Annotated in this window: 25 protein-coding genes; 6 read left to right on the top strand and 19 right to left on the bottom strand. The window is 35.9% G+C overall.

Translation table 11 applies throughout. From position 1 onward, the window contains the following. Positions 1-30: 30 nt before the first annotated feature. Positions 31-846: a pyruvate, water dikinase regulatory protein gene (locus tag MUA87_RS03765; RefSeq protein ID WP_002479528.1), complete on the bottom strand. Its 816-nt coding sequence runs from the start codon at positions 844-846 to the stop codon at positions 31-33. Beyond that, on the bottom strand, positions 833-3,475 hold the full coding sequence (gene ppdK / locus MUA87_RS03760; protein WP_262551312.1) for a pyruvate, phosphate dikinase: 2,643 nt from the start codon (positions 3,473-3,475) through the stop codon (positions 833-835). Before ppdK ends, MUA87_RS03765 begins: the two co-directional genes overlap by 14 nt. Positions 3,476-3,691: 216 nt before the next feature. On the opposite strand from ppdK, the gene MUA87_RS03755 reads away from it, so the two are divergent. From MUA87_RS03755 to MUA87_RS03730, 6 genes are all read left to right on the top strand, one after another. Next, positions 3,692-4,333 carry a Crp/Fnr family transcriptional regulator gene (locus tag MUA87_RS03755; protein WP_023014963.1) on the top strand — a complete coding sequence of 214 codons (642 nt, stop codon included), beginning with the start codon at positions 3,692-3,694 and terminating at the stop codon, positions 4,331-4,333. An 85-nt stretch (positions 4,334-4,418) separates the two neighbouring features. Further along, positions 4,419-6,353, top strand: coding sequence for a heavy metal translocating P-type ATPase (locus MUA87_RS03750; RefSeq protein WP_262551311.1), 1,935 nt, complete (start codon positions 4,419-4,421; stop codon positions 6,351-6,353). Next, complete coding sequence (locus tag MUA87_RS03745) at positions 6,292-6,507, top strand: heavy-metal-associated domain-containing protein (protein WP_057509872.1); 216 nt, start codon at positions 6,292-6,294, stop codon at positions 6,505-6,507. The genes MUA87_RS03750 and MUA87_RS03745 overlap by 62 nt, the downstream gene beginning before the upstream one ends. Before the next feature lie 102 nt (positions 6,508-6,609). Next, the gene (locus MUA87_RS03740; RefSeq protein ID WP_060803675.1) at positions 6,610-7,134 is read left to right on the top strand and encodes a YfiT family bacillithiol transferase; all 525 of its coding nucleotides are present in this window, start codon (positions 6,610-6,612) and stop codon (positions 7,132-7,134) included. A gap of 177 nt (positions 7,135-7,311) precedes the next feature. After that, entirely contained in the window at positions 7,312-7,791 is a 480-nt protein-coding gene (locus tag MUA87_RS03735) for a PTS sugar transporter subunit IIA (protein WP_002479534.1), read from the top strand. A 145-nt stretch (positions 7,792-7,936) separates the two neighbouring features. After that, positions 7,937-8,782, top strand: a complete 846-nt coding sequence (locus tag MUA87_RS03730) for a CPBP family intramembrane glutamic endopeptidase (RefSeq protein ID WP_023014966.1) — start codon at positions 7,937-7,939, stop codon at positions 8,780-8,782. Between the two features lie 75 nt (positions 8,783-8,857). On the opposite strand, the gene MUA87_RS03725 is transcribed toward MUA87_RS03730, so the two are convergent. The 17 genes from MUA87_RS03725 to MUA87_RS03645 form a co-directional block, all read right to left on the bottom strand. Continuing rightward, entirely contained in the window at positions 8,858-10,078 is a 1,221-nt protein-coding gene (locus MUA87_RS03725; RefSeq protein WP_262551310.1) for a PAS domain-containing protein, read from the bottom strand. 96 nt (positions 10,079-10,174) lie between these two features. Beyond that, complete coding sequence (locus MUA87_RS03720; protein ID WP_262547320.1) at positions 10,175-10,714, bottom strand: histidine phosphatase family protein; 540 nt, start codon at positions 10,712-10,714, stop codon at positions 10,175-10,177. Then, a complete protein-coding gene (locus MUA87_RS03715; protein ID WP_023014969.1) occupies positions 10,711-10,953 on the bottom strand; it encodes a DUF7695 domain-containing protein in 243 nt (80 codons plus the stop codon). The genes MUA87_RS03720 and MUA87_RS03715 overlap by 4 nt, the downstream gene beginning before the upstream one ends. Positions 10,954-10,985: 32 nt before the next feature. Beyond that, complete coding sequence (locus MUA87_RS03710; RefSeq protein WP_060803672.1) at positions 10,986-11,828, bottom strand: glycosyltransferase family 8 protein; 843 nt, start codon at positions 11,826-11,828, stop codon at positions 10,986-10,988. Between the two features lie 205 nt (positions 11,829-12,033). Continuing rightward, a complete protein-coding gene (gene rpsI / locus MUA87_RS03705) occupies positions 12,034-12,426 on the bottom strand; it encodes a 30S ribosomal protein S9 (RefSeq protein WP_002479540.1) in 393 nt (130 codons plus the stop codon). Between the two features lie 19 nt (positions 12,427-12,445). Next, entirely contained in the window at positions 12,446-12,883 is a 438-nt protein-coding gene (rplM, locus tag MUA87_RS03700) for a 50S ribosomal protein L13 (protein ID WP_002479541.1), read from the bottom strand. A gap of 213 nt (positions 12,884-13,096) precedes the next feature. After that, the gene (gene truA / locus MUA87_RS03695) at positions 13,097-13,900 is read right to left on the bottom strand and encodes a tRNA pseudouridine(38-40) synthase TruA (protein ID WP_002479542.1); all 804 of its coding nucleotides are present in this window, start codon (positions 13,898-13,900) and stop codon (positions 13,097-13,099) included. Positions 13,901-13,904: 4 nt separating this feature from the next. Next, positions 13,905-14,711, bottom strand: coding sequence for an energy-coupling factor transporter transmembrane component T family protein (locus tag MUA87_RS03690; RefSeq protein WP_002479543.1), 807 nt, complete (start codon positions 14,709-14,711; stop codon positions 13,905-13,907). Further along, positions 14,701-15,561, bottom strand: coding sequence for an energy-coupling factor transporter ATPase (locus MUA87_RS03685; RefSeq protein ID WP_262551309.1), 861 nt, complete (start codon positions 15,559-15,561; stop codon positions 14,701-14,703). The genes MUA87_RS03690 and MUA87_RS03685 overlap by 11 nt, the downstream gene beginning before the upstream one ends. Further along, a complete protein-coding gene (locus MUA87_RS03680; RefSeq protein WP_031262423.1) occupies positions 15,558-16,367 on the bottom strand; it encodes an energy-coupling factor transporter ATPase in 810 nt (269 codons plus the stop codon). Before MUA87_RS03680 ends, MUA87_RS03685 begins: the two co-directional genes overlap by 4 nt. 357 nt (positions 16,368-16,724) lie before the next feature. After that, complete coding sequence (gene rplQ, locus MUA87_RS03675; RefSeq protein ID WP_002479546.1) at positions 16,725-17,093, bottom strand: 50S ribosomal protein L17; 369 nt, start codon at positions 17,091-17,093, stop codon at positions 16,725-16,727. Positions 17,094-17,115: 22 nt separating this feature from the next. Next, positions 17,116-18,060, bottom strand: coding sequence for a DNA-directed RNA polymerase subunit alpha (locus tag MUA87_RS03670; protein ID WP_002479547.1), 945 nt, complete (start codon positions 18,058-18,060; stop codon positions 17,116-17,118). Between the two features lie 89 nt (positions 18,061-18,149). Further along, positions 18,150-18,539 (bottom strand): 30S ribosomal protein S11, encoded by a 390-nt coding sequence (gene rpsK / locus MUA87_RS03665; RefSeq protein ID WP_002479548.1) that lies wholly within the window; start codon positions 18,537-18,539, stop codon positions 18,150-18,152. Positions 18,540-18,561: 22 nt separating this feature from the next. Further along, the gene (gene rpsM, locus MUA87_RS03660; RefSeq protein WP_002479549.1) at positions 18,562-18,927 is read right to left on the bottom strand and encodes a 30S ribosomal protein S13; all 366 of its coding nucleotides are present in this window, start codon (positions 18,925-18,927) and stop codon (positions 18,562-18,564) included. A 22-nt stretch (positions 18,928-18,949) separates the two neighbouring features. After that, positions 18,950-19,063, bottom strand: a complete 114-nt coding sequence (gene rpmJ, locus MUA87_RS03655; protein WP_002479550.1) for a 50S ribosomal protein L36 — start codon at positions 19,061-19,063, stop codon at positions 18,950-18,952. A 33-nt stretch (positions 19,064-19,096) separates the two neighbouring features. Beyond that, the gene (gene infA, locus MUA87_RS03650) at positions 19,097-19,315 is read right to left on the bottom strand and encodes a translation initiation factor IF-1 (RefSeq protein ID WP_002479551.1); all 219 of its coding nucleotides are present in this window, start codon (positions 19,313-19,315) and stop codon (positions 19,097-19,099) included. Positions 19,316-19,504: 189 nt separating this feature from the next. Then, positions 19,505-20,155, bottom strand: coding sequence for an adenylate kinase (locus tag MUA87_RS03645; protein WP_002479552.1), 651 nt, complete (start codon positions 20,153-20,155; stop codon positions 19,505-19,507). Positions 20,156-20,163 lie beyond the last annotated feature (8 nt).

The following is a 20,163-nucleotide window of genomic DNA, read 5'->3' as shown; positions in this document are numbered from 1 at the left end:
ATTATGTTTAATGGATGAATAGAATGGTTGTTATTTGTTCAGGTATTTTTCAATGTAAAATGCAGATTCTTCGATAGATTTATATTCCGTGTTAATGACAATGGCATTAAATTTATCAAAGACTTCTTCCGCATAACTTAATTCTTTTTTAATGCGATGTAAACTGTTGTAGTTGGCTGAACCTTTCATACCCAGTACACGGATGCGTTCTGTACGGATATTCATAATATAATCGGGACTTGCGGTTAAGCCGAATACTAACATTTTCTTGTTGAAGACTTCTTCAGGAATCGGTGCTTCAGGTACTAATGGAATATTGGCGATTTTATAACCTTTGTTCGCAAGATACATACTAAGAGGTGTTTTAGATGTTCGGGACACACCTAGAATCACCGCATCTGCTTCTTCAATACCGGTAAAAACTTTGCCGTCATCATATTTGACTGAGAATTCCATTGCCTCAATACGTTCAAAATAGTGCTGATCCATTTTGCGTAAGGCACCGCTTTCGCGTAAGGCTTTTTTATGTGTTTTGTTTTCAATTAAATTAAGCAAATCTGTCATATAATCTACATAAAGGATACCTTGCTCTTCAGCATAAGCTTGACCGATTTGATTAAATTTTGGATTCACGAGCGTTGTGATGACAATCGCATCACGCTGCTTTGCTAATTTTAAAATCGTTAGAAATTCTTCTTCATTTTTAATGAAGGGGAATTTCTTAATTTCTACGTCATCTTCTATATCAGGAAACTGCGTTAATGTCGCATGAATCATACGCTGCGCAGTTTCTCCGATAGAATCTGACACTATATATAATGCTAAATGTTCGTTATTGTTTTGCACCGATTGCTCTCTCACTTTCTGCTTGGCTTTGAGCAGCAGCCAACATTGCGCCAGGAACTCTGAATGGTGAGCATGAGACATAATCAATCGCTAAGTTATTGAAGTAATGAATTGATTTCGGATCACCGCCGAGTTCACCACAAACCCCAATTTTGATGTTTGGATTTGCAGCTTTAGCTTGCTCTACTGCTGTTTTAATCAACTGACCTACACCATCAACATCCAATGTTTGGAATGGGTCGACTTCAAGTAAGCCTCTGTTGATATATTCACTGATAAATTTACCTGCATCATCACGAGAGAATCCAAATGTTAATTGTGTTAAGTCATTCGTACCGAAACTGAAGAACTCTGATTCTTTCGCAAGTTGCCCTGCAATCAAGCAAGCTCTTGGTGTTTCAATCATTGTTCCGATTAAGTAATCGATCGACGTATTGTCTTTTGCTAACATGCTTTCAGCTGTCGCTTGGATTGTGTCTTTTAATGTTTTGAATTCTTCTACTGTAGATACAAGCGGTATCATAATTTCAGGTTGACTTTCGATACCCTCATTTTTTAATTTTAACACACTGCCGATAATCGCTTCAGTCTGCATTTCAGCAAGTTCTGGATAAGTTACTGCTAAACGGCAGCCACGGTGACCAAGCATTGGGTTAGTTTCATGCAAGTCAACAATACGTTTACGCAGCACGTCTTTATCAACATTTAATTGTTGTGAAACTAATTGAATTTCATCATTTGTTTTCGGTAAGAATTCATGTAATGGCGGATCCAGTAAACGTACAATTGTCGGACGGCCATTAGATAATCTGAAAATCTGTTCGAAGTCTTCAATTTGATATTTACGGATTTCATTTAATGCTTCGATTCGTTCCTCTTGTGAAGAAGCTAAGATGAAACGACGCATTTGAACTAAACGTTCTGCACCGAAGAACATATGCTCAGTTCTGACTAAGCCGATACCTGCTGCATCAAATTGGTAACCTGATGCGATGTCTTGAGGCGTTTCAGCGTTCATGCGTACATTTAAACGTGCAGTTTCTTGTGTCCATTGCATGAAGCGATCAAAGTCTTCACTGTGGTCAGCATCTGTTTTTTCAATATCGCCTAAATAAACGTTACCTGTTGAACCATCAACTGAAATGATGTCACCTTCATTTAACGTTTGACCATGATATGTTACAACTTTATTTTCAGTATCGATATTTAAGTTTGAACAGCCTGTTACACAACATTTACCCATACCGCGAGCAACAACTGCCGCATGAGATGTCATACCGCCATGTGTTGTCACAATCGCTTCACTTGCGACCATACCTTCAATATCTTCAGGTGATGTTTCAGGTCGCATTAAAATTACTTTTTCACCTTGATCCGCTTGTACTTTCGCATCTTCTGCTGAGAAGACTACTTTACCTGTTGATGCACCTGGACTTGCAGGAAGACCTGAATCAGAAATTGCTTCTGCCGCTTCAATCGCTTCTGGTTTGAACGTCGGATGCAATAATGTATCAATTGATTTTACATCTACCTTTGTTAGCGCCTCTTCTTTAGTGATAACCCCTTCATCTACTAAATCAACCGCAATTTTCATTGCTGCTTTGGCTGTACGTTTCCCATTTCTTGTTTGTAAAATATAAAGTTTACCGTTTTCAATTGTGAATTCGATATCTTGCATATCTTTATAATGTGCTTCTAATTTCTCAGTCACATCTACGAACTCTTGATAAACCTCAGGCATTTGTTGTGCCAGTGTTTCAATTTCTTTTGGTGTACGAATACCTGCCACAACGTCTTCACCTTGTGCATTTAATAAGTACTCACCAAAGACATGGTTATCACCCGTCACAGGGTTTCTTGTAAATGCAACACCTGTACCACTGCGGTCTCCACTATTACCGAAGACCATTTCTTGGATGTTGACACCTGTACCGATATCGTGCGGGATATCATTTAAATCACGGTATACACGCGCACGGTCGTTATCCCAAGATTTAAATACCGCTTCAACTGCTTCAGTCAACTGTGTAAATGGATCTTGCGGGAATGGTTTATATACTTCTTCTTCATAAATTTCTTTAAAACGTGCACTGATGACTTTTAAACCTTCTGCTGGAATTTCAGCATCTGTTTCATAACCATTATCTTCTTTATATTTGTCGAAGTAGCGATCAAATGCTGTCATGTTGATACCGTATACAACTTGTCCAAACATTTGAAGCAAGCGACGATAACAATCATACGCAAAGCGTGCATCATTTGTTTTTTCAGCTAACTTCTCAACATTTTCATCATTTAAACCTAAGTTTAAAATCGTGTCCATCATACCCGGCATTGAAATTTTCGCACCACTACGGACAGAAACTAACAACAAGTTGTCGTCAGATGAAAAAGATTTCCCAGTACGTTCTGAGAAAGCTTTGAGCTGTGTATGTAATTCCTCTTTTAACTCGTCAGATAATGTTGCGCCTTGTTTCAAATATTCAATACATGCTTCTGTAGTTATTGTAAAGCCATCTGGTACTGGTAAACCTAAGCGCATCATTTCAGCTAAGTTTGCACCTTTACCGCCAAGCAAATCCTTCATGGATTGACTACCTTCTTCAAATGCATAAATATATTTTGTCATTTGTAGATCACCTCATCTATTTTTATCAATGTGTCATACTAATTAGTTTATAGTATGTCATACTGAAAACGCTTTGACAATTAAAAACATACAATTGTTTCAATTAATTTGTTAAATATTTCACTAATTCGTTACATTTTAGTTAAAAGCAATGTTATTTACCCTTTTAATTAAATGAATTAAGCTAAAGATAAGAAGATTAAAGGAGCATCCATAATGAAAGGTTATGAATTATGTGTCAGTAAGGTACCCTTATTCCAAAATTTAGATACAGAAGCATTAGAACATGTCTTTTCAAAAGTTCATGCGACAAAAGTGCGTAAAGGTGATTACCTCTTTATGGCTGGAGATGATGTGCATACTTTATTTGTGATTCATTCCGGCAAAGTACGCATCTATAGACTGACGGATGAAGGGGATGAACAATTAATCCGTATTTTAGAACATAGTGATTTTACAGGTGAGTTGACTTTATTTAATGCATCAGATAGTGCTAATACGTATGCAGAAGCGTTAGAGGACAGTGATGTATGTACGATTAACCAATCCTCTATTCATCAATTAATGACAGATTATCCTGAAATCGGAATTAAAATGATTGAAGGTTTGGCAGAACGATTGAATCAATCTGAAACGATGACGACACAAATCGCATTGATGAGCAGTAAAGAGCGTTTACTGGAATACATCCAACTAGAGACAACAGACGGTTTATTAAAGCTTTCAATGACTAAAAAGAATTTAGCGACTTATTTAAGCATGCAGCCAGAAACACTAAATCGTACCTTCAAACAACTGGAACAAGAAGGTATTTTAGACAAAATCAATCACAATACCTATAAAGTACTGAAAAATTGATCTAGGTCAATTTTATTTCTCTCCTTCTCTCGTATCATTAAAAGTGAAAGCAGACATCACTTCATATGAGAGGAGGAGTTTTTTGATGTTTACAAAATGGATTTATCGTTATGAACAAACATTGACATTAGTCGCATTCATTGCCATTGTAGCTGGCATCTTGATACGTATTTTTCTAAAAGATATTGCTGTAATGGGAGATGCCTTGCTTATCTTTGCGACTGCCATTGCGATGTTGCCTATTGGATTACGTGCAATACAGGCACTAAGATTTAAAATGTTCAGCATTGAACTGCTGATTAGTATCGCAGTTATCGGTGCACTCTTTATTGGTGAATTTATCGAGGCAGCTGTTGTAACGTTTCTATTCTTATTTGGAAGTTATTTAGAGAAAAAGACATTAGAACGGACACGTCGCTCCATTCAATCTTTAACGGAATTATCACCTGAAGAAGCCTTAATTAAACAATCAGATGAATCACGTACTTTAGTATCAATCGAAGAAGTCTCAAGAGGTGATCGCATTATATTAACAGCGGGCAGCCGTGTACCTGTTGATGGTCACATCATTGAAGGTGAAGGTACATTTAACGAAGCTTCTATTACAGGTGAATCGGTTCCACTGACAAAGCGTCAACAAGATACGTTATACAGCAGTACGATATTAGAATCTGGCTATGTTGAAATGATTGCAGATAAAGTCGGAGAAGATACTGCGTTTGCGAAGATTATTGATTTGATTGAAGAAGCTCAAGAAACTAAATCTAACACTGAACGTTTCTTAGACCGCTTCGCTAAATGGTATACACCCGCTGTCATTGTATTAGCCGCTATCGTTGGGCTCATCACTTGGAACTTGCATCTCGCAATTACTTTCCTCGTTATCGCATGCCCAGGTGCATTAATAATCGGTGCCCCTGTTTCAAGTGTTGCGGGTATAGGTAATGGCGCAAAACATGGTGCTTTGATCAAAGGCAGTGACATTATGGAGACCTTAGCACATATTGATGTGATGGTCTTTGATAAAACAGGTACATTGACTAAAGGACAACCAGAACTCTTACGTATACAAACTTATAATAATCCACCTCATGATTTATTAGGTTTAATCGGTACTTTAGAACAAACCTCTGAACACCACTTAGCCCATGCGATAACAAGTTATGCTGAACAACATCATGTGCTGACGGATTATGTTGTAGAATCAACGACGCCGATTAAAGGAAAAGGCATTGCAGGTCAAGTTGATCATCAACAATTAGTTGTCGGTAACCGTGCTTTGATGCAGGATCACCATATTGATATTTCACAAGCTGAACAAGATGCTTTATACGAAGAACAAACCGGTCATACTTTAGTCTTTGCGGCAATTAACGGAAAACTAGCAGCTGTTTTATCGATTAAAGATGAAGTACGTGAAGATGCGAAACAAGCCATTGACCTAATGAAACAACATGGTGTGAAACGTACCATTATGTTAACGGGTGATAATGCATATACTGCACGTGTGATAGCAGAACAGTTAGATATAGATGAGGTTGAAGCAGGCTTATTACCGGAAGATAAAACAGCTTACGTTAAACAACTACAAAATCAAGGTTATCATGTTGCGATGGCAGGTGATGGTATTAACGATGCCCCTGCGATTGCGACTGCAGATATCGGCTTAGCTATGGGAGACGGCGGTACAGATATTTCAATGGAAACCGCAGATATCGTATTAATGGCGGATCGTTTAAAACAATATGCTCATGCATTCTTATTAGCTAAAGCCACACACCGTAATATTAAACAAAATATCTGGATTGCGATGCTGACAGTATTCGCACTGCTCATCGGTGTACTCCTCGGCGGTGTGAACCTAGCGATTGGAATGTTTATCCATGAAGCAAGTGTCTTAGTCGTAATATTCAACGCCATGCGTTTAATCAAATTTAAAATTAAAGGAGAAGATTTAAATGAAACAACTCAAACTACAATTAGAAACCCTGACATGCCCTACATGTATCAAGAAAATTGAAGGTGCTTTAAATAAAACAGAAGGTGTTGAATCAGCAAAAGTCTTATTCAACAGCAGTAAAGTCAAAGTTAAATATGAGGACACAATCATCTCTTCTGAACAAATCAGCGAAACAATAGAACAATTAGGGTATAGTGTCTTACAAGTAGCTTAGTCTTTCATACAGAATATTAAAGTAAAATAAGTCAATTATCTATTTAAATTCACGTGTGATATACTAGCACTTCATTCAATATTTGATGAAAGGTGATTAACCATGCTGAAAAATCAATTTCCCATCGGTAAGTTCCAAAAACCAGATCGTTATAGTGTAGAAGATTTAAACACGTGGATTGATGCGATTGAAGAATTACCAGATATACTCACAACACTCACAACGAACGCATCTGCAGAAGAACGTCATGCGACCTATCGTGAAGGCAGTTTCGATGTTCAAACTTTAATTCACCATATTGCTGATAGCCACATGCACGGTTTTATTCGTACGAAACAAACATTGACTGAAGACCATCCATTTGTCACATCATTCCTACAAGATGCTTGGGCTGAAGCTCCAGACAATCAAGCACCCTTAGAATACTCACTAGAACTGATTGACGGTATGCATAAACGTTGGGCCATCTTATTACGTGACCTGCCTATCGAAGCATTTGACCGTACGTTCTACCATCCTGAAGAAGGTGAAGGTAGACTTGCAGATCTTGTAGCTAAAATGGCTTGGCATGGTAACCATCATCTAGAACATATTAAATTGGCACTAAAGGAAATTGAGGAAAGTTAATATATGTTATAAACGTCGGTGTCTTACATCGACGTTTATTTATGACAAATATTTTAAAATTGTGAGATGTATTGTGGTATAAAACACATAATACATTGACATCTATCTATTCATTTACCTATACTTTAATTGACCAGATAAATATTAAAATACTTACTAACGAAGAAGGAGCAACTTATGACTCAATTATTTTCAAAAGATAGCGTTTTTGTCTCAAATGCGGATAGTAAAGAAGCGGTACTAACAGAAGTATCAGAAGCATTAGTAAAAGCAGGTTATGTAAAAGACAATTTCTTAGAACATGTTTTAGATCGTGAAAAAAATTACCCAACAGCCCTAAGCTTATCAAATATCAGTGAAACATACCCTAATGTGGCAGTACCACATACTGAACCTGAATTTGTAAACACAACTAAAATTGTACCTGTTAAATTAACTAACCCTATCGTATTCCAAAATATGAGTTCACCTCATAAAGATTTACCAGTAGAATTCTTATTTGTGATTTTAAACGGTACAAAAGCAACTCAAGTACATTTATTATCAGACCTTATCGTGTTCTTTGAAAAACAAGATAAAGCTGAATTAGAAAAATTCTTTAAATTGACTGATACAGATGCGATTTATGAGTATCTTCAAGCAAACTTTAAAAAATAATTTTTTCTACTAACGACATTCGTATATTGCTTTAATCCTCAAATCAAATTGGTTTGAGGATTTTTTACGTTTAAAGGACCAAAATTAAATAAAATTGGGTATTATTATTTAAATGCTTTTACATTTTAATATTAAGGAGAACGCCATGCAGAGAAATAAATTACGTTTATTGATTCCTATTGTCACTTTATTATTAATTTTGGTTTCAGCTTTATATGTACAAACTACACAAAATGGTTTGATTCAAACGAGCGCAGATACCAAGGACAAAACTCATTTTATGAATATTTGGTTGATCTATTTAATTCCACTTGTTGTGCTATTTGTTTTACCTTTACACTTTAAGTTTCAACCCCTTATTCAGAAACCTTTGAAGTCAGAACGTATTTTACTCATATTAGGTGTTTTATATATCATACTTGTGTTTCTTACACCTAAACCCTACTTTGAGCTCTTTTATATTTATAAATTTGTATTATTGTTGTTGATTCCTTTATGGATTATTAAGCGAGAAAAACTGTCCATACTCTCTAAAGCTAATCCAGTGATTGATTGGTCTCTTGCGCCTATTGTCTATGTAATTTGGTTAGTGCTCTATTTTAGTCCTTTGAACAACTTATCTAATATCTCTTATGATGAACCTTATCTTTTCGTACTGATATTTGCGATCATTTCAATATTAATGAATGCTGTGTTAGAAGAAGTGTTTTACCGTGTGTGGCTACAAACACGTTTAGAACATTTGGGTATAGTGTCTTCTGTATGTATCAGCACAGTACTTTGGTCTTTATGGCATGCGGGCATCCAAGGACAAGGAAATCTTTTGGATTTGTCAGCACAAGCATTGGTCACACATGCGCTTGCGGGGATATTCCTTGGCTTTTTCTGGGCCAAATATCGAAATATCTACTTACTGATATTAATTCATATCTGTATGAATTTCCCGCTATACTTGATTACTTATTGGTCAAAATTCTTACCGTTTCTTTAAAACGACTGTGATAAATGAACAACCCACGAATCAATATTGGACTCGTGGGTTGTTCATTTTATTATTAATTAACGTTTATTGTTTAGTCGCATCTCGTTTGAACTTTTGTGGTAACTCAAAGAATGGTTGAATATCTTGTACATATTCTAAAATACCAATATATTCATCTTTTTCATCAAATAAAGCTTTGTATGTGACGTGAATGAATTGGTTACCTTTTTTAAACCACATGGATTCAGACTTTTTTTGTTTTGTTTTCAAATCACGAATAATCTGCATCACTTTGCTTAAACTTTTTGGTGGATGACAATTAGCCACATTTCTCCCAATAGAGATAGGTGTACGGATAAACATCATGTCAGACGCTTCAACTAAATCATTGAAATACTTAAAAGTGCCATTTTTATCTACAAACGTAATTTCTACTGGCAAGTTATTTAAAATAAGGTCCGCTTCTTTTGTCGTTAAGAAACCTCCACCAAAGCGCAAATTCTGTTGCCCTTGTTTTGCATCATATTTTGCGTCAATAGAAGTTAATTCTATTTCAGAATCGTGCCATATCTCAGGAACTTCTATCGCATAGCCAAAAGCACTGCTTTCTTGCGCAATTTGTTGCCACTCAACTGCACTGATGTCTTCCTGCATTAGTGGGATGAATAGTACCTCTTCTTGGCGTAACATGTCCGTTAAACTGCTTTCTAATTCAGTATAAGCATTTTGAATATGTCGCCAATCTACTTCTTCAAGTTTAGCTACACGTTTTTGTAGTTTATTCAACGCAAAACGAATCACATCATCATCTGCCCACATTTTTCTCGGTAAGATATACTCTCCTCTTCGTTCTATGACAGGAAAGATAATCTTTTCTTTACGATTAAAATGTGGAATTAAACCTGAAAGTGTTTGAACTTTCCCTTTAAATAATTCAATCGCTTCTGTTTCATTCGCCTTTACTTGATCTAACAAAGCGCTCGTTTCTTGAAGCAATGACTTAAATATATTAATTTCTTGTTGGAAGATATTCAGTGGATGCGTTTTATCATTTGAAAGTGTGATTTCTGTCAGTGATTGTTTTGTCACCTTTTCATATGTTGAGACAAAACGTTCTATTTCATACATAGACGTAAATTTTTCAATAAAGTAAAGCTGTCTAAGTGCTTCTGCTATTTTACTGCTTGATTCGTTTTGAGAGAGTTCTATTAACATGTCAGTAATATCTTCTTGATGTATATGTTGATCAATGAGTCCTTTAACTTCTTCTTTAACCTCATTTGAAACTGAACTAATATTAAACATCACAAACACCTGCAATTCTTATATTTCATCTCTTCTAGTATAACTGTTTAATATCAGTGACGATATTAGCATATTCACTGAATTTAATGTTTTAAATCACTGAATGTGCGTTAACGCTTGTGTTTTCGTCTCATACGAATAGATAGAAGGCATTTTCATTTGTAGGAAGTCTGCATAATCAAATTCCCCATTTGTTAAGTGATTAAATAAAAGTGACATTGCGGTACCGTGACCGCATATTAATAACGTTTGTACCTCATTATTTTCTATAATGCGGTGATAGGCTTGAACGATACGATCTTGAACTTCATTTAAAGACTCACCATTCTCTAACTTATAGTCAAAATCTCGCCACTGCTTTTCCGCAAATTCATAAAAGTCTTCTACCCAGCGTCCTATTTTTCTTTCACGCAAACCTTCGTCTTTATTAATCAGCAGCTTCAATCTTTTTGCTGTGGGTAATACAGTTTCTATGACACGACGATAAGGACTAGCGTATATCTGTTCAATGTTTTTATCGTCAAAAAAAGATGCCAATGCTTCTGCTTTATTCAGCCCTTCTTTAGTTAAAGGTGCAATGACATCTTCTTTCACACTATTATCTCTTAATGAATGTCTGACAAAGTATATTTTCATTCTTTTTTATTCTCGTCCTCCTCATCCTCTTCTTCATAAATTGTTAAACTCAAATCAATATAATCTTCCATTTTACTACCTTTACCTTCTTGAGGATTCCACAGTACTCTTTGGTAATCTGTTCCTCCATCCAAAAAGATACAACCACATTTACAATTGACCATTTCATGTCTATGTGTAGATTCAATAATATCTCCGCACATTTTACATTTCGCAATACTTCTGATGATTTTTTTCATGATGTCCCCTTCTTTCAAGTATTGAGTTTTATTTAATCATTTAAGTTTTCAAGCTGTTCTAATCTTTTTTGATACTGAAGATATAACATGGTAAATCTACTGTTACTTTTGTTATCCCAAGGTTTTGGGCGACCACAAAAATGTAAGAACACAGTATGATAGGCAACCCAATGTGTATCGTACTCACCTACACTTTTTGTATAATACATATTTGCTTGTCTTGTATCATAATTCCAAATTTCTTCCGGTATTTCTTTAATTTTATCACCATACAAACTATTCATAACGTCTTGATCAGGCAATAATAAGTATTGATTATTTTTCTCTATAAAATTAAAAATATCATCCATGCTTATTTCTTGTCTTGCTTTTTCTACATCAATCAACATAACTCCTGAATTGAAATATACTTGACCTTGTTTCGTACCTAAACGTAGATTATTCATGCCTTGTGAAAATTTTGTAAATCCTTCATGTGTTGCTGCCGCAAATATATTCCTTTCTAAATTCAGATTCCATAAATCGTCTATTGTATTAATCACTAAAATATCTGGATCTAAATAAAGTACTTTTGTCACTGATTCAGGCAGTAATTCACCACACGCTAATCTAAAGTACATTTCTTGAGGATAACGTTCAACTGTTTTCGCATTGCCAAAATAATTAGGCGGTACTTTAACTTCTTCTAATTCCATATTAAATGATGACAATAATTCTTCTAACTGCATTAGTTTACTTTGTGGTATCTTCTCATGAACCAACCAAACTTTAAATGATAAATGGGGATTCGTATCATGTAATGATAACAACATAACCTTTAATGGTTTCAAATAGTTTTCATTTAGCGTTACTAAAATATCTACTTTTTCATGCAATGTTACCGCCTCCTTCTTTTAAAATAATCATATCACACACAACTAATTAATTAGAATTGAAAGCACCAGCGAATTAATGATATGAAAGGATACCAGAAATGAAAAAATTTCTAAAAGGTCGATATGTAAATAACTTTTACGGGCATAAAAAAACACTCCCCAAACTTGGGAAGTGTTTGAATAATAATAATCGTTTGTCCAACAATTAACGTTTTGAGAATTGTGGTGAACGACGTGCTTTTTTAAGACCTGGTTTTTTACGTTCTTTCATACGTGGGTCACGAGTAAGTAATCCAGCGCGTTTTAAAGAACTTCTGTATTCAGGATCTGCTTCTAATAATGCACGAGCGATACCGTGACGGATAGCTTGTGCTTGACCTGTGAAACCGCCACCGTTAACGTTAACTAAAACGTCGTAGTTACCTTGAGTTTCTGTAACTTCGAATGGTTGGTTTAAGTCTAAGATTAATGATTCGAATGGTAAATATTCACGTACGTCAACACCGTTTACAGTGATGTTACCTTCGCCTGGTACTAAACGTACACGTGCTACTGAGTGTTTACGACGGCCTGTGCCTCTATATTCAACTTGTGCCAATGTATTTTCCTCCTTCTAATTAACCACGTAACTCGTAGTTTTCTGGTTGTTGTGCAGCGTGTGGATGTTCAGCGCCACCATATACAAATAATTTTTTACCTTGTTTTTCACCTAAACGGTTGCTTGGTAACATACCTTTAATTGAAATTTCAAGTAAACGTGCTGGGTTTTTCTCTTTTAATTCACCAGCTGTGATTGATTTAATACCACCTGGGTAGTTTGAGTGACGGTAGTAAACTTTGTCAGATTCTTTTTTACCAGTCATTTCGATTTGTCCAGCGTTGATGATGATTACATAGTCACCGTTATCAACGTGTGGTGTGTAAGTTACTTTATGTTTTCCGCGTAAAATAGTTGCTACTTCTGATGATAAACGACCTAGTGTTTGGCCAGCCGCATCAATAACATACCATTTGCGCTCAATGTTTGATTCATTAGCCATAAATGTTTGACGCATAATAATTGTCCTCCTAATAATAACTGCGTGTTGAGTTGCTTTTTAAAAAATCAATGTTACGATTCAAAGCTCAGATAATTTCAGATTGTTGATTTCGTTTCGACTTTGCTTCTATATCTAGTAACACAATAAGTTTCCGGGGCTTATCGTGGGGTGATATAAAACAATACCGCATATAATCGTATAATTTATTAGTGTATTTGTCAATACGAATCAGTCATTTTGCAATGATTTTTTACGATGAATTTTTATATCTGAACCAAAATCTTGTATCAGTGATTCTGGTGATAAATATATCTTTTCTAAATACAATCCTTCTGCGGGTGCAGTGAACGGTACTTGATTACGATCTTTCGCTTCTAATAAGCCTGGAACCTCGTCTGGTGATCGCTTACCTTTACCGACTTCGATTAAAAACGCGACTAACACACGTACCATATTATATAGAAAACCAGAGCCAGTCACAACATAGTCAAAGCCATTTTTTGTTTTAATAATTTCACTTTGATAAAGCGTACGCTCTTTACTTTCTACTTCGGTCTTTTGTGAACAAAATCCTGTAAAATCATGCGTACCGATAAATTGTTGTGCTGCTTGATTCATTTTATCTAAATCTAAGTCATAATCATTATAAGTTTTTAAACCGCTCATAAAAACATCGCGATGCGCACCTTGATACACCATATAACGATATCGCTTTCCTACGCAGTCATAGCGGCAATGAAAGTCGTCATCGACGATTGATACCTCTTTAACATAAATGTCGTCAGGCAGTGCGCTATTCATCGCATATTGCCATTGCTTAGGTGCGATATCTAGTTCTGTATCAAAATGGAAATATTGTTCCATCGCATGCACCCCTCTATCTGTTCTGCTTGAAGGATGGATACGTACATGACGCTTATGCATACGTTTTAAAATCTTCTCAAATTGTTGTTGCACGGTTCTACCGTGTTGTTGAATCTGAAAGCCTAAGAAGTTGCTTCCTTGATACGCTATATTAACTAAAATACGCACACGTCTACACTCCTAAATATTTTAATACAAATAATATAACCGCAATTGGAATCAATGAACCGATAAGCAAAGTATCTTTCCAATGCCATTCTAATTTACGGAAACTTGTACGTTTTGATTTTACATCATATCCACGTACTTCCATCGCAATTGCTAAATCTTCTGCACGTTGAAAGGCAGAAATAAATAGTGGAATCAGTAATGGAATAAATGCTTTGATTCTTTGTCCCATTGAACCTGAACTAATTTCAGATCCTCGTGATTTTTGCGCTAAAATAATTTTATCTAACTCTTCCATTAACGTTGGGATGAAACGTAGCGCAATGGACATCATCATGCTTAATTGTTGTACAGGGACTTTTACAACTTTAAGCGGCGATAAAATTTTATCAAAGGCATCTGTTAATGCGATCGGATTCGTTGTTAAAGTCATAATCGTTGAAGCCATCATAATGAACATCAACCGCATAGATATAAAGATCCCTTCTTTGATACCACCTGAATCAATCGAAATAAATTTCCAGCTGAACAACGTCGTTCCGCCTTTAGTTAAAAACAAATGCATTAAAAACGTAAAAATTAAAAAGAACAGTATTGGGGTTAAGCCTTTTAATAAATAAAACAGCTTGATTTTACCACAATACATAAATATCAATAACACTAACAACATCCACCCATACATCGGGAAGCTATGACAGAAAAAGACTAAGACAATATAGAAAAAGACAAATGCTAATTTAGCTCTAGGATCCATACGATGTACTATCGAATCCAGAGGTAAATAGCGACCAATGATAAATTTATTTTTCATTTCGCTGCCACTCCCTATAGAGTTCAATAAACTCTTCGTCAGTTAATGCTGTATCAGATAGTTTAGTCTGATGTTTGTGTTCAAAGTCTCTTTGTAGTTGCACAATGTCTGGTAAATCCAATGAATAATCATTAATACGCTCGGAATCACTGAATAATGCTCTTGGTGTCCCCTCATATACAAGCGTTCCTTGTTGTAAGACTTTAATACGGTCTGCATATTGTGCAACGTCATTCATGTCATGAGTTACCAATACGATAGTCTTTCCTTCCTGCTGCAACTGTTTTAGTAAACCCATCACTTGCTTTCGACTGTGTGGATCTAAGCCTGCTGTCGGTTCATCTAACACGATGATGTCTGGATCCATCGCAAGAATTGAAACAATCGCAATTTTACGCATTTGTCCTCCAGACATTTGAAAGGGTGACTTATTCATCACATCGCGATCAAAACCTAATTTCATCAGTAAGCGATATGCATAGTCCTTTACCTTGTTTAAGTTCATATTGAAATTTTTAGGACCAAACAGAATCTCACGCTCTACACTATCTTCAAAGAGTTGTGATTCTGGAAATTGAAAGACAAGCCCTACACGTTGTCTCATAGGGCGAATCGCTTTATCCTTAGTCTTTGCCTTCAGAACTAAATCATCAAGCGCTACGGTTCCGTAAGAGGGCTTTAACAAGCCATTAAAATGTTGGATTAATGTAGATTTGCCTGAACCTGTCTGACCAATAATCGCATAATAATGTCCTGGTTCAAACTCTGTATTGATTTGATGTAATGCTTCATATTCAAAAGGTATGCCTTTTTGGTACACATATGTGACGTCGTTAAATTTTATACTCATAAACGTGCCACCAGTGCATCATATGTCAGAAATTCAGACGGGTTACCAAGCAATGAATTAATGCGCATTGGAAATGGTAAATCTAAACCTATTTCTGTTAATGATGCTCCTTTCTCAAAAATTGCTTCTGGTGTACCTTTTTCATACACCTCTCCACGATTCATCACAATCATATAATCTGAATCTAATGTTTCAGTTAAATCATGTGTAATCGAAATAATCGTTACATTTTTTTCAGTGTTCAAATGTCTGACCAGCTGCATCAGCGATTGTTTGCCTTCAGGATCTAACATAGATGTGGCTTCATCTAAAATAATCACATCAGGACTTAAAACTAATACACCAGCAATCGCAACACGTTGTTTTTGTCCGCCTGATAAGGCTTGTGGTTCATGATTGCGTTGCGCATACATTTCAACTTCTTTTAATACTTGCGGGACAGCTTGATGCATTTCTTCATAAGGGACTTCGAAATTTTCTAAACCGAATGCGACATCATATTGAACTGTAGAGCCCACAAATTGGTTCTCAGGATTTTGAAAGACTATGCCTAGGTGTTGACGAATCTCTGCTAAATTATCAGCTGTCATTGGTTGACCGTTTACAAGAATTTCCCCTTTTTGAAACGGCATCATACCCATCATCAGTTTTGCGATGGTAGATTTACCTGAACCATTATGACCGACAATAGAGGTCCATTTACCTTTAGGGATATTAAATGATAGATTTTTTAATGTGAACCATTCGTCGCCTTGGTATTGAAATGACACGTCATTAAATTCAATAATGTTCTCTGTGTTCAATATGACTCTGTCCCTTCTGTTTATTTTCACTCTACTTATTGTACATGAATATACGATATGTGTATATCCAAGACTATGTATCAAAAGCCCCTGTACCTAAAGAGAGTAAAGGGGCTTCGAAATAAAAAAGCGCGCACCCCATTCAATAATTGAGTTCACGCTTTAAAAAATATTAAGTTCTGTGAATGGGGTACTCTGAGCTAGACAATATTTGTATGTGGCAAACATTATCGTTGCACTCATTTGCTTTATATATTCATAAGTTCAGTGTGTTTACTTGTACAATGATAAGCGCACAATGTCATCATCATCGTGTGCTTCTACTTATCATCGTTGCTTTGTTACAAGTTAAAGTTGGAATTAAACGAATTCGATAATTGCTGCTTCAGCACCGTCTCCGCGACGAGGACCTACTTTAAGTACACGAGTGTATCCGCCTTGGCGTTCTGTGTAACGAGGAGCAATTTCACCGAATAATTTTTGTAAAGCTGTTTGTGTAGTTTCATCTTCGTTTAAGATTTCAACATCACGAACGATTCTAGCTGCTTGACGACGTGAAGCTAAATCTCCTTTTTTACCTAAAGTGATTAATTTATCAACCACACCGCGTAATTCTTTAGCGCGAGCTTCAGTTGTTTCAATACGCTCATTAACGATTAATGAAGTAGCTAAGTCACGTAACATTGCTTTACGTTGATCAGATGTACGACCTAATTTTCTGTAACCCATGAGTTAACCTCCTTTACCTTTATCAATCTTCTTTTCTTAGACCTAAACCTAAGTCTTCAAGTTTGTATTTTACTTCTTCTAAAGATTTACGACCTAAATTACGTACTTTCATCATATCTGCTTCAGATTTGTCAGCCAATTCTTGAACGCTGTTGATGCCTGCACGTTTTAGACAGTTATAAGAACGTACTGATAAGTCTAATTCTTCGATAGACATTTCAAGTACTTTTTCTTTTTGATCTTCTTCTTTCTCAATCATGATTTCAGCGTTTTTCGCTTCATCAGTGAGTCCAACAAAGATGTTCAAGTGTTCAGTCATAATTTTTGCTGCTAATGAAACTGATTCTTGTGGAGTGATTGATCCATCAGTCCATACATCTAATGTTAATTTATCAAAGTCACTGCTTTGACCTACACGAGTATTTTCTACTGTATAGTTAACTCTTTCTACTGGTGAGTATAAAGAGTCTACTGGTATAACACCAATTGGTAAATCACTAGTATTATTTTGTTCAGCTAATGCGTAACCTCTACCCTTATTTGCAACAAGACGGATTTTTAAATGTCCACCTTTAGCAACTGTAGCAATTTTAAGCTCTGGGTTTAAAATTTCAACATCACTATCATGAGTAATGTCAGCTGCAGTTACTTCGCCTTCATCTTTAACATCGATTTCTAATGTTTTATCTTCTTCAGAATAAATTTTAAGAGCTAGTTTCTTAATATTCATAATGATTGTAGATACGTCTTCAACCACATTTTCAATTGCTGAGAATTCGTGTAGAACTCCCTCAATTTCGATGTACTTAACGGCTGCACCTGGTAATGAAGATAGTAGGATACGACGTAAGGAGTTTCCTAGCGTAGTGCCATAGCCACGTTCTAGTGGTTCAACAACAAACTTACCGAATTTAGCATCTTCACTAATTTCAATTGTCTCAATTCTAGGTTTTTCAATTTCTATCATTATTTACATATCCTCCTTGGTTACGTCGACTTATAAGATACAGTTTATCTTAGTGATCTGCGGAAAATAACTATTTCTTGACAATAATATTATACGCGACGACGTTTTGGCGGACGGCAACCGTTATGAGGTACTGGAGTAACGTCTCTAATAGCTGTTACTTCTAAACCTGCTGATTGCAATGCACGGATAGCTGATTCACGGCCTGGACCAGGTCCTTTTACTGTTACTTCTACAGATTTTAAGCCATGTTCCATAGCTGCTTTTGAAGCAGTTTCTGAAGCCATTTGTGCTGCGAATGGTGTAGATTTTTTAGAACCTTTGAAACCAAGCGCACCTGCTGATGACCATGATAATGCGTTACCAAATTCATCAGTGATTGTTACGATTGTATTGTTGAAAGTTGAACGAATGTGAGCCACACCGTTTTCAACATTCTTTTTCACTCTGCGTTTACGAGATACTTGTTTACGTGCCATTAATATTTTCCTCCTTTACCTATTATTTTTTCTTGTTAGCTACAGTTTTAACTGGGCCTTTACGTGTACGAGCATTGTTTTTAGTTTTTTGACCGCGAACTGGTAAGCCACGACGGTGACGGATACCACGGTAAGATGAGATTTCCATTAAACGTTTGATGTTTAAGTTTTGCTCACGACGTAAGTCACCTTCTACTTTGTAGCTGTCTACAACTTCACGAAGACGACCTAATTCATCGTCAGTTAATTCGTTAGTACGAGTTTGTGGAGAAACTCCAGCTTCTGCTACGATTTTTTCAGCAGTTGATTTACCAATACCGTAAATATAAGTTAATGAAATTACAACGCGTTTTTCGCGTGGAATATCGACTCCTGCAATACGTGCCATATTATTTTACACCTCTCTTTTATTAACCTTGTCTTTGTTTGTGTTTCGGATTTTCACAAATGATCATTACTTTACCTTTACGTTTAATGACTTTACATTTTTCGCAAATAGGTTTTACTGATGGTCTTACTTTCATTTTAATACCTCCCTGTAATAATGGAGTGACGAATTATTTATAACGATAAGTGATTCTTCCGCGAGTTAAATCATACGGAGACATTTCTACTGTTACTTTGTCGCCAGGTAGAATACGAATATAATTCATTCTAATTTTACCACTCACATGTGCTAAAATTTCATGACCATTTTCTAATTCTACTTTAAACATTGCATTTGGTAAAGTATCTGTTACTGTACCTTCTAATTCAATTACATCTTGTTTTGCCATTAGAACAATTCCCCCTTTTGCATTATTAGTTAATGTCTATTGGAAAATGTTAGACATACTGCCCTTGTATCATTACGTTGAACAAAAAATCGGGAATCATTATCGTTATGCTGTCACTCATAATTCGTTAGGCTGAGAGACAAACAATATCAGACTGCCTTCATTCAACATACAAGCAGCAATGTTGAATTACTTAAGATCTTCCAAGATATCGATAACTGAGCCAGTTACTTCTTGGATATCTTTAGAACCGTCAACGTTTTTCAAAACGCCTTCTTTATCATAGTATTCTAAGATAGGTTTAGACTGTTTTACGTTAACTTCTAAACGTTTTGCAACTGTTTCTGGATTGTCATCTTCACGTTGGTATAATTTACCGCCATCAAGATCACAAACACCATCCACTTTTGGAGGATTGAACACAAGATGATAAGTTGTTCCGCAAACTTCACAAACGCGACGTCCAGTCAAACGATTCATGAGTTCTTCTTCCGGAACTTCAATATTAATAACTGCATCAATCTTTCTGCCAAGTTCTGTCATGATTTTACTTAATGCTTCTGCTTGTTCAAGTGTACGTGGGAAACCATCTAATAAAAATCCTTTTTTCGCATCGTCTTCAGAAAGTCTTTCTTTAACGATACCCACAGTTACTTCATCAGGTACAAGTTCGCCGCGGTCCATATAAGACTTAGCTTCTTTACCTAATTCAGTTTCATCTTTGATAGCTTTTCTAAACATATCACCTGTAGATATATGCGGAATAGGGAATTTCTTAACAATTTCACTCGCTTGAGTTCCTTTACCTGCGCCAGGTAAACCCATTAAGATGATATTCATATTGCCCT

The organism is Staphylococcus simulans (genome assembly GCF_025561465.1).
Lineage (GTDB): Bacteria > Bacillota > Bacilli > Staphylococcales > Staphylococcaceae > Staphylococcus > Staphylococcus simulans.
The sequence above is the reverse complement of the archived record's forward strand: the minus strand, read 5'-3'. Positions and strand labels throughout refer to the sequence as shown.

Excerpts from the sequence above, each read along its gene's own strand:
- ppdK (WP_262551312.1), bottom strand. The coding sequence starts at position 3,475 with ATGACAAAATATATTTATGCATTTGAAGAAGGTAGTCAATCCATGAAG.
- MUA87_RS03755 (WP_023014963.1), top strand. The coding sequence starts at position 3,692 with ATGAAAGGTTATGAATTATGTGTCAGTAAGGTACCCTTATTCCAAAAT.
- MUA87_RS03750 (WP_262551311.1), top strand. The coding sequence starts at position 4,419 with ATGTTTACAAAATGGATTTATCGTTATGAACAAACATTGACATTAGTC.
- MUA87_RS03745 (WP_057509872.1), top strand. The coding sequence starts at position 6,292 with ATGAAACAACTCAAACTACAATTAGAAACCCTGACATGCCCTACATGT.
- MUA87_RS03740 (WP_060803675.1), top strand. The coding sequence starts at position 6,610 with ATGCTGAAAAATCAATTTCCCATCGGTAAGTTCCAAAAACCAGATCGT.
- MUA87_RS03735 (WP_002479534.1), top strand. The coding sequence starts at position 7,312 with ATGACTCAATTATTTTCAAAAGATAGCGTTTTTGTCTCAAATGCGGAT.
- MUA87_RS03730 (WP_023014966.1), top strand. The coding sequence starts at position 7,937 with ATGCAGAGAAATAAATTACGTTTATTGATTCCTATTGTCACTTTATTA.
- MUA87_RS03725 (WP_262551310.1), bottom strand. The coding sequence starts at position 10,078 with ATGTTTAATATTAGTTCAGTTTCAAATGAGGTTAAAGAAGAAGTTAAA.
- MUA87_RS03720 (WP_262547320.1), bottom strand. The coding sequence starts at position 10,714 with ATGAAAATATACTTTGTCAGACATTCATTAAGAGATAATAGTGTGAAA.
- MUA87_RS03715 (WP_023014969.1), bottom strand. The coding sequence starts at position 10,953 with ATGAAAAAAATCATCAGAAGTATTGCGAAATGTAAAATGTGCGGAGAT.
- rplM (WP_002479541.1), bottom strand. The coding sequence starts at position 12,883 with ATGCGTCAAACATTTATGGCTAATGAATCAAACATTGAGCGCAAATGG.
- MUA87_RS03690 (WP_002479543.1), bottom strand. The coding sequence starts at position 14,711 with ATGAAAAATAAATTTATCATTGGTCGCTATTTACCTCTGGATTCGATA.
- MUA87_RS03685 (WP_262551309.1), bottom strand. The coding sequence starts at position 15,561 with ATGAGTATAAAATTTAACGACGTCACATATGTGTACCAAAAAGGCATA.
- rplQ (WP_002479546.1), bottom strand. The coding sequence starts at position 17,093 with ATGGGTTACAGAAAATTAGGTCGTACATCTGATCAACGTAAAGCAATG.
- MUA87_RS03670 (WP_002479547.1), bottom strand. The coding sequence starts at position 18,060 with ATGATAGAAATTGAAAAACCTAGAATTGAGACAATTGAAATTAGTGAA.
- rpsK (WP_002479548.1), bottom strand. The coding sequence starts at position 18,539 with ATGGCACGTAAACAAGTATCTCGTAAACGCAGAGTGAAAAAGAATGTT.
- rpsM (WP_002479549.1), bottom strand. The coding sequence starts at position 18,927 with ATGGCACGTATTGCAGGAGTCGATATTCCACGCGAAAAACGCGTTGTA.
- rpmJ (WP_002479550.1), bottom strand. The coding sequence starts at position 19,063 with ATGAAAGTAAGACCATCAGTAAAACCTATTTGCGAAAAATGTAAAGTC.
- infA (WP_002479551.1), bottom strand. The coding sequence starts at position 19,315 with ATGGCAAAACAAGATGTAATTGAATTAGAAGGTACAGTAACAGATACT.
- MUA87_RS03645 (WP_002479552.1), bottom strand. The coding sequence starts at position 20,155 with ATGAATATCATCTTAATGGGTTTACCTGGCGCAGGTAAAGGAACTCAA.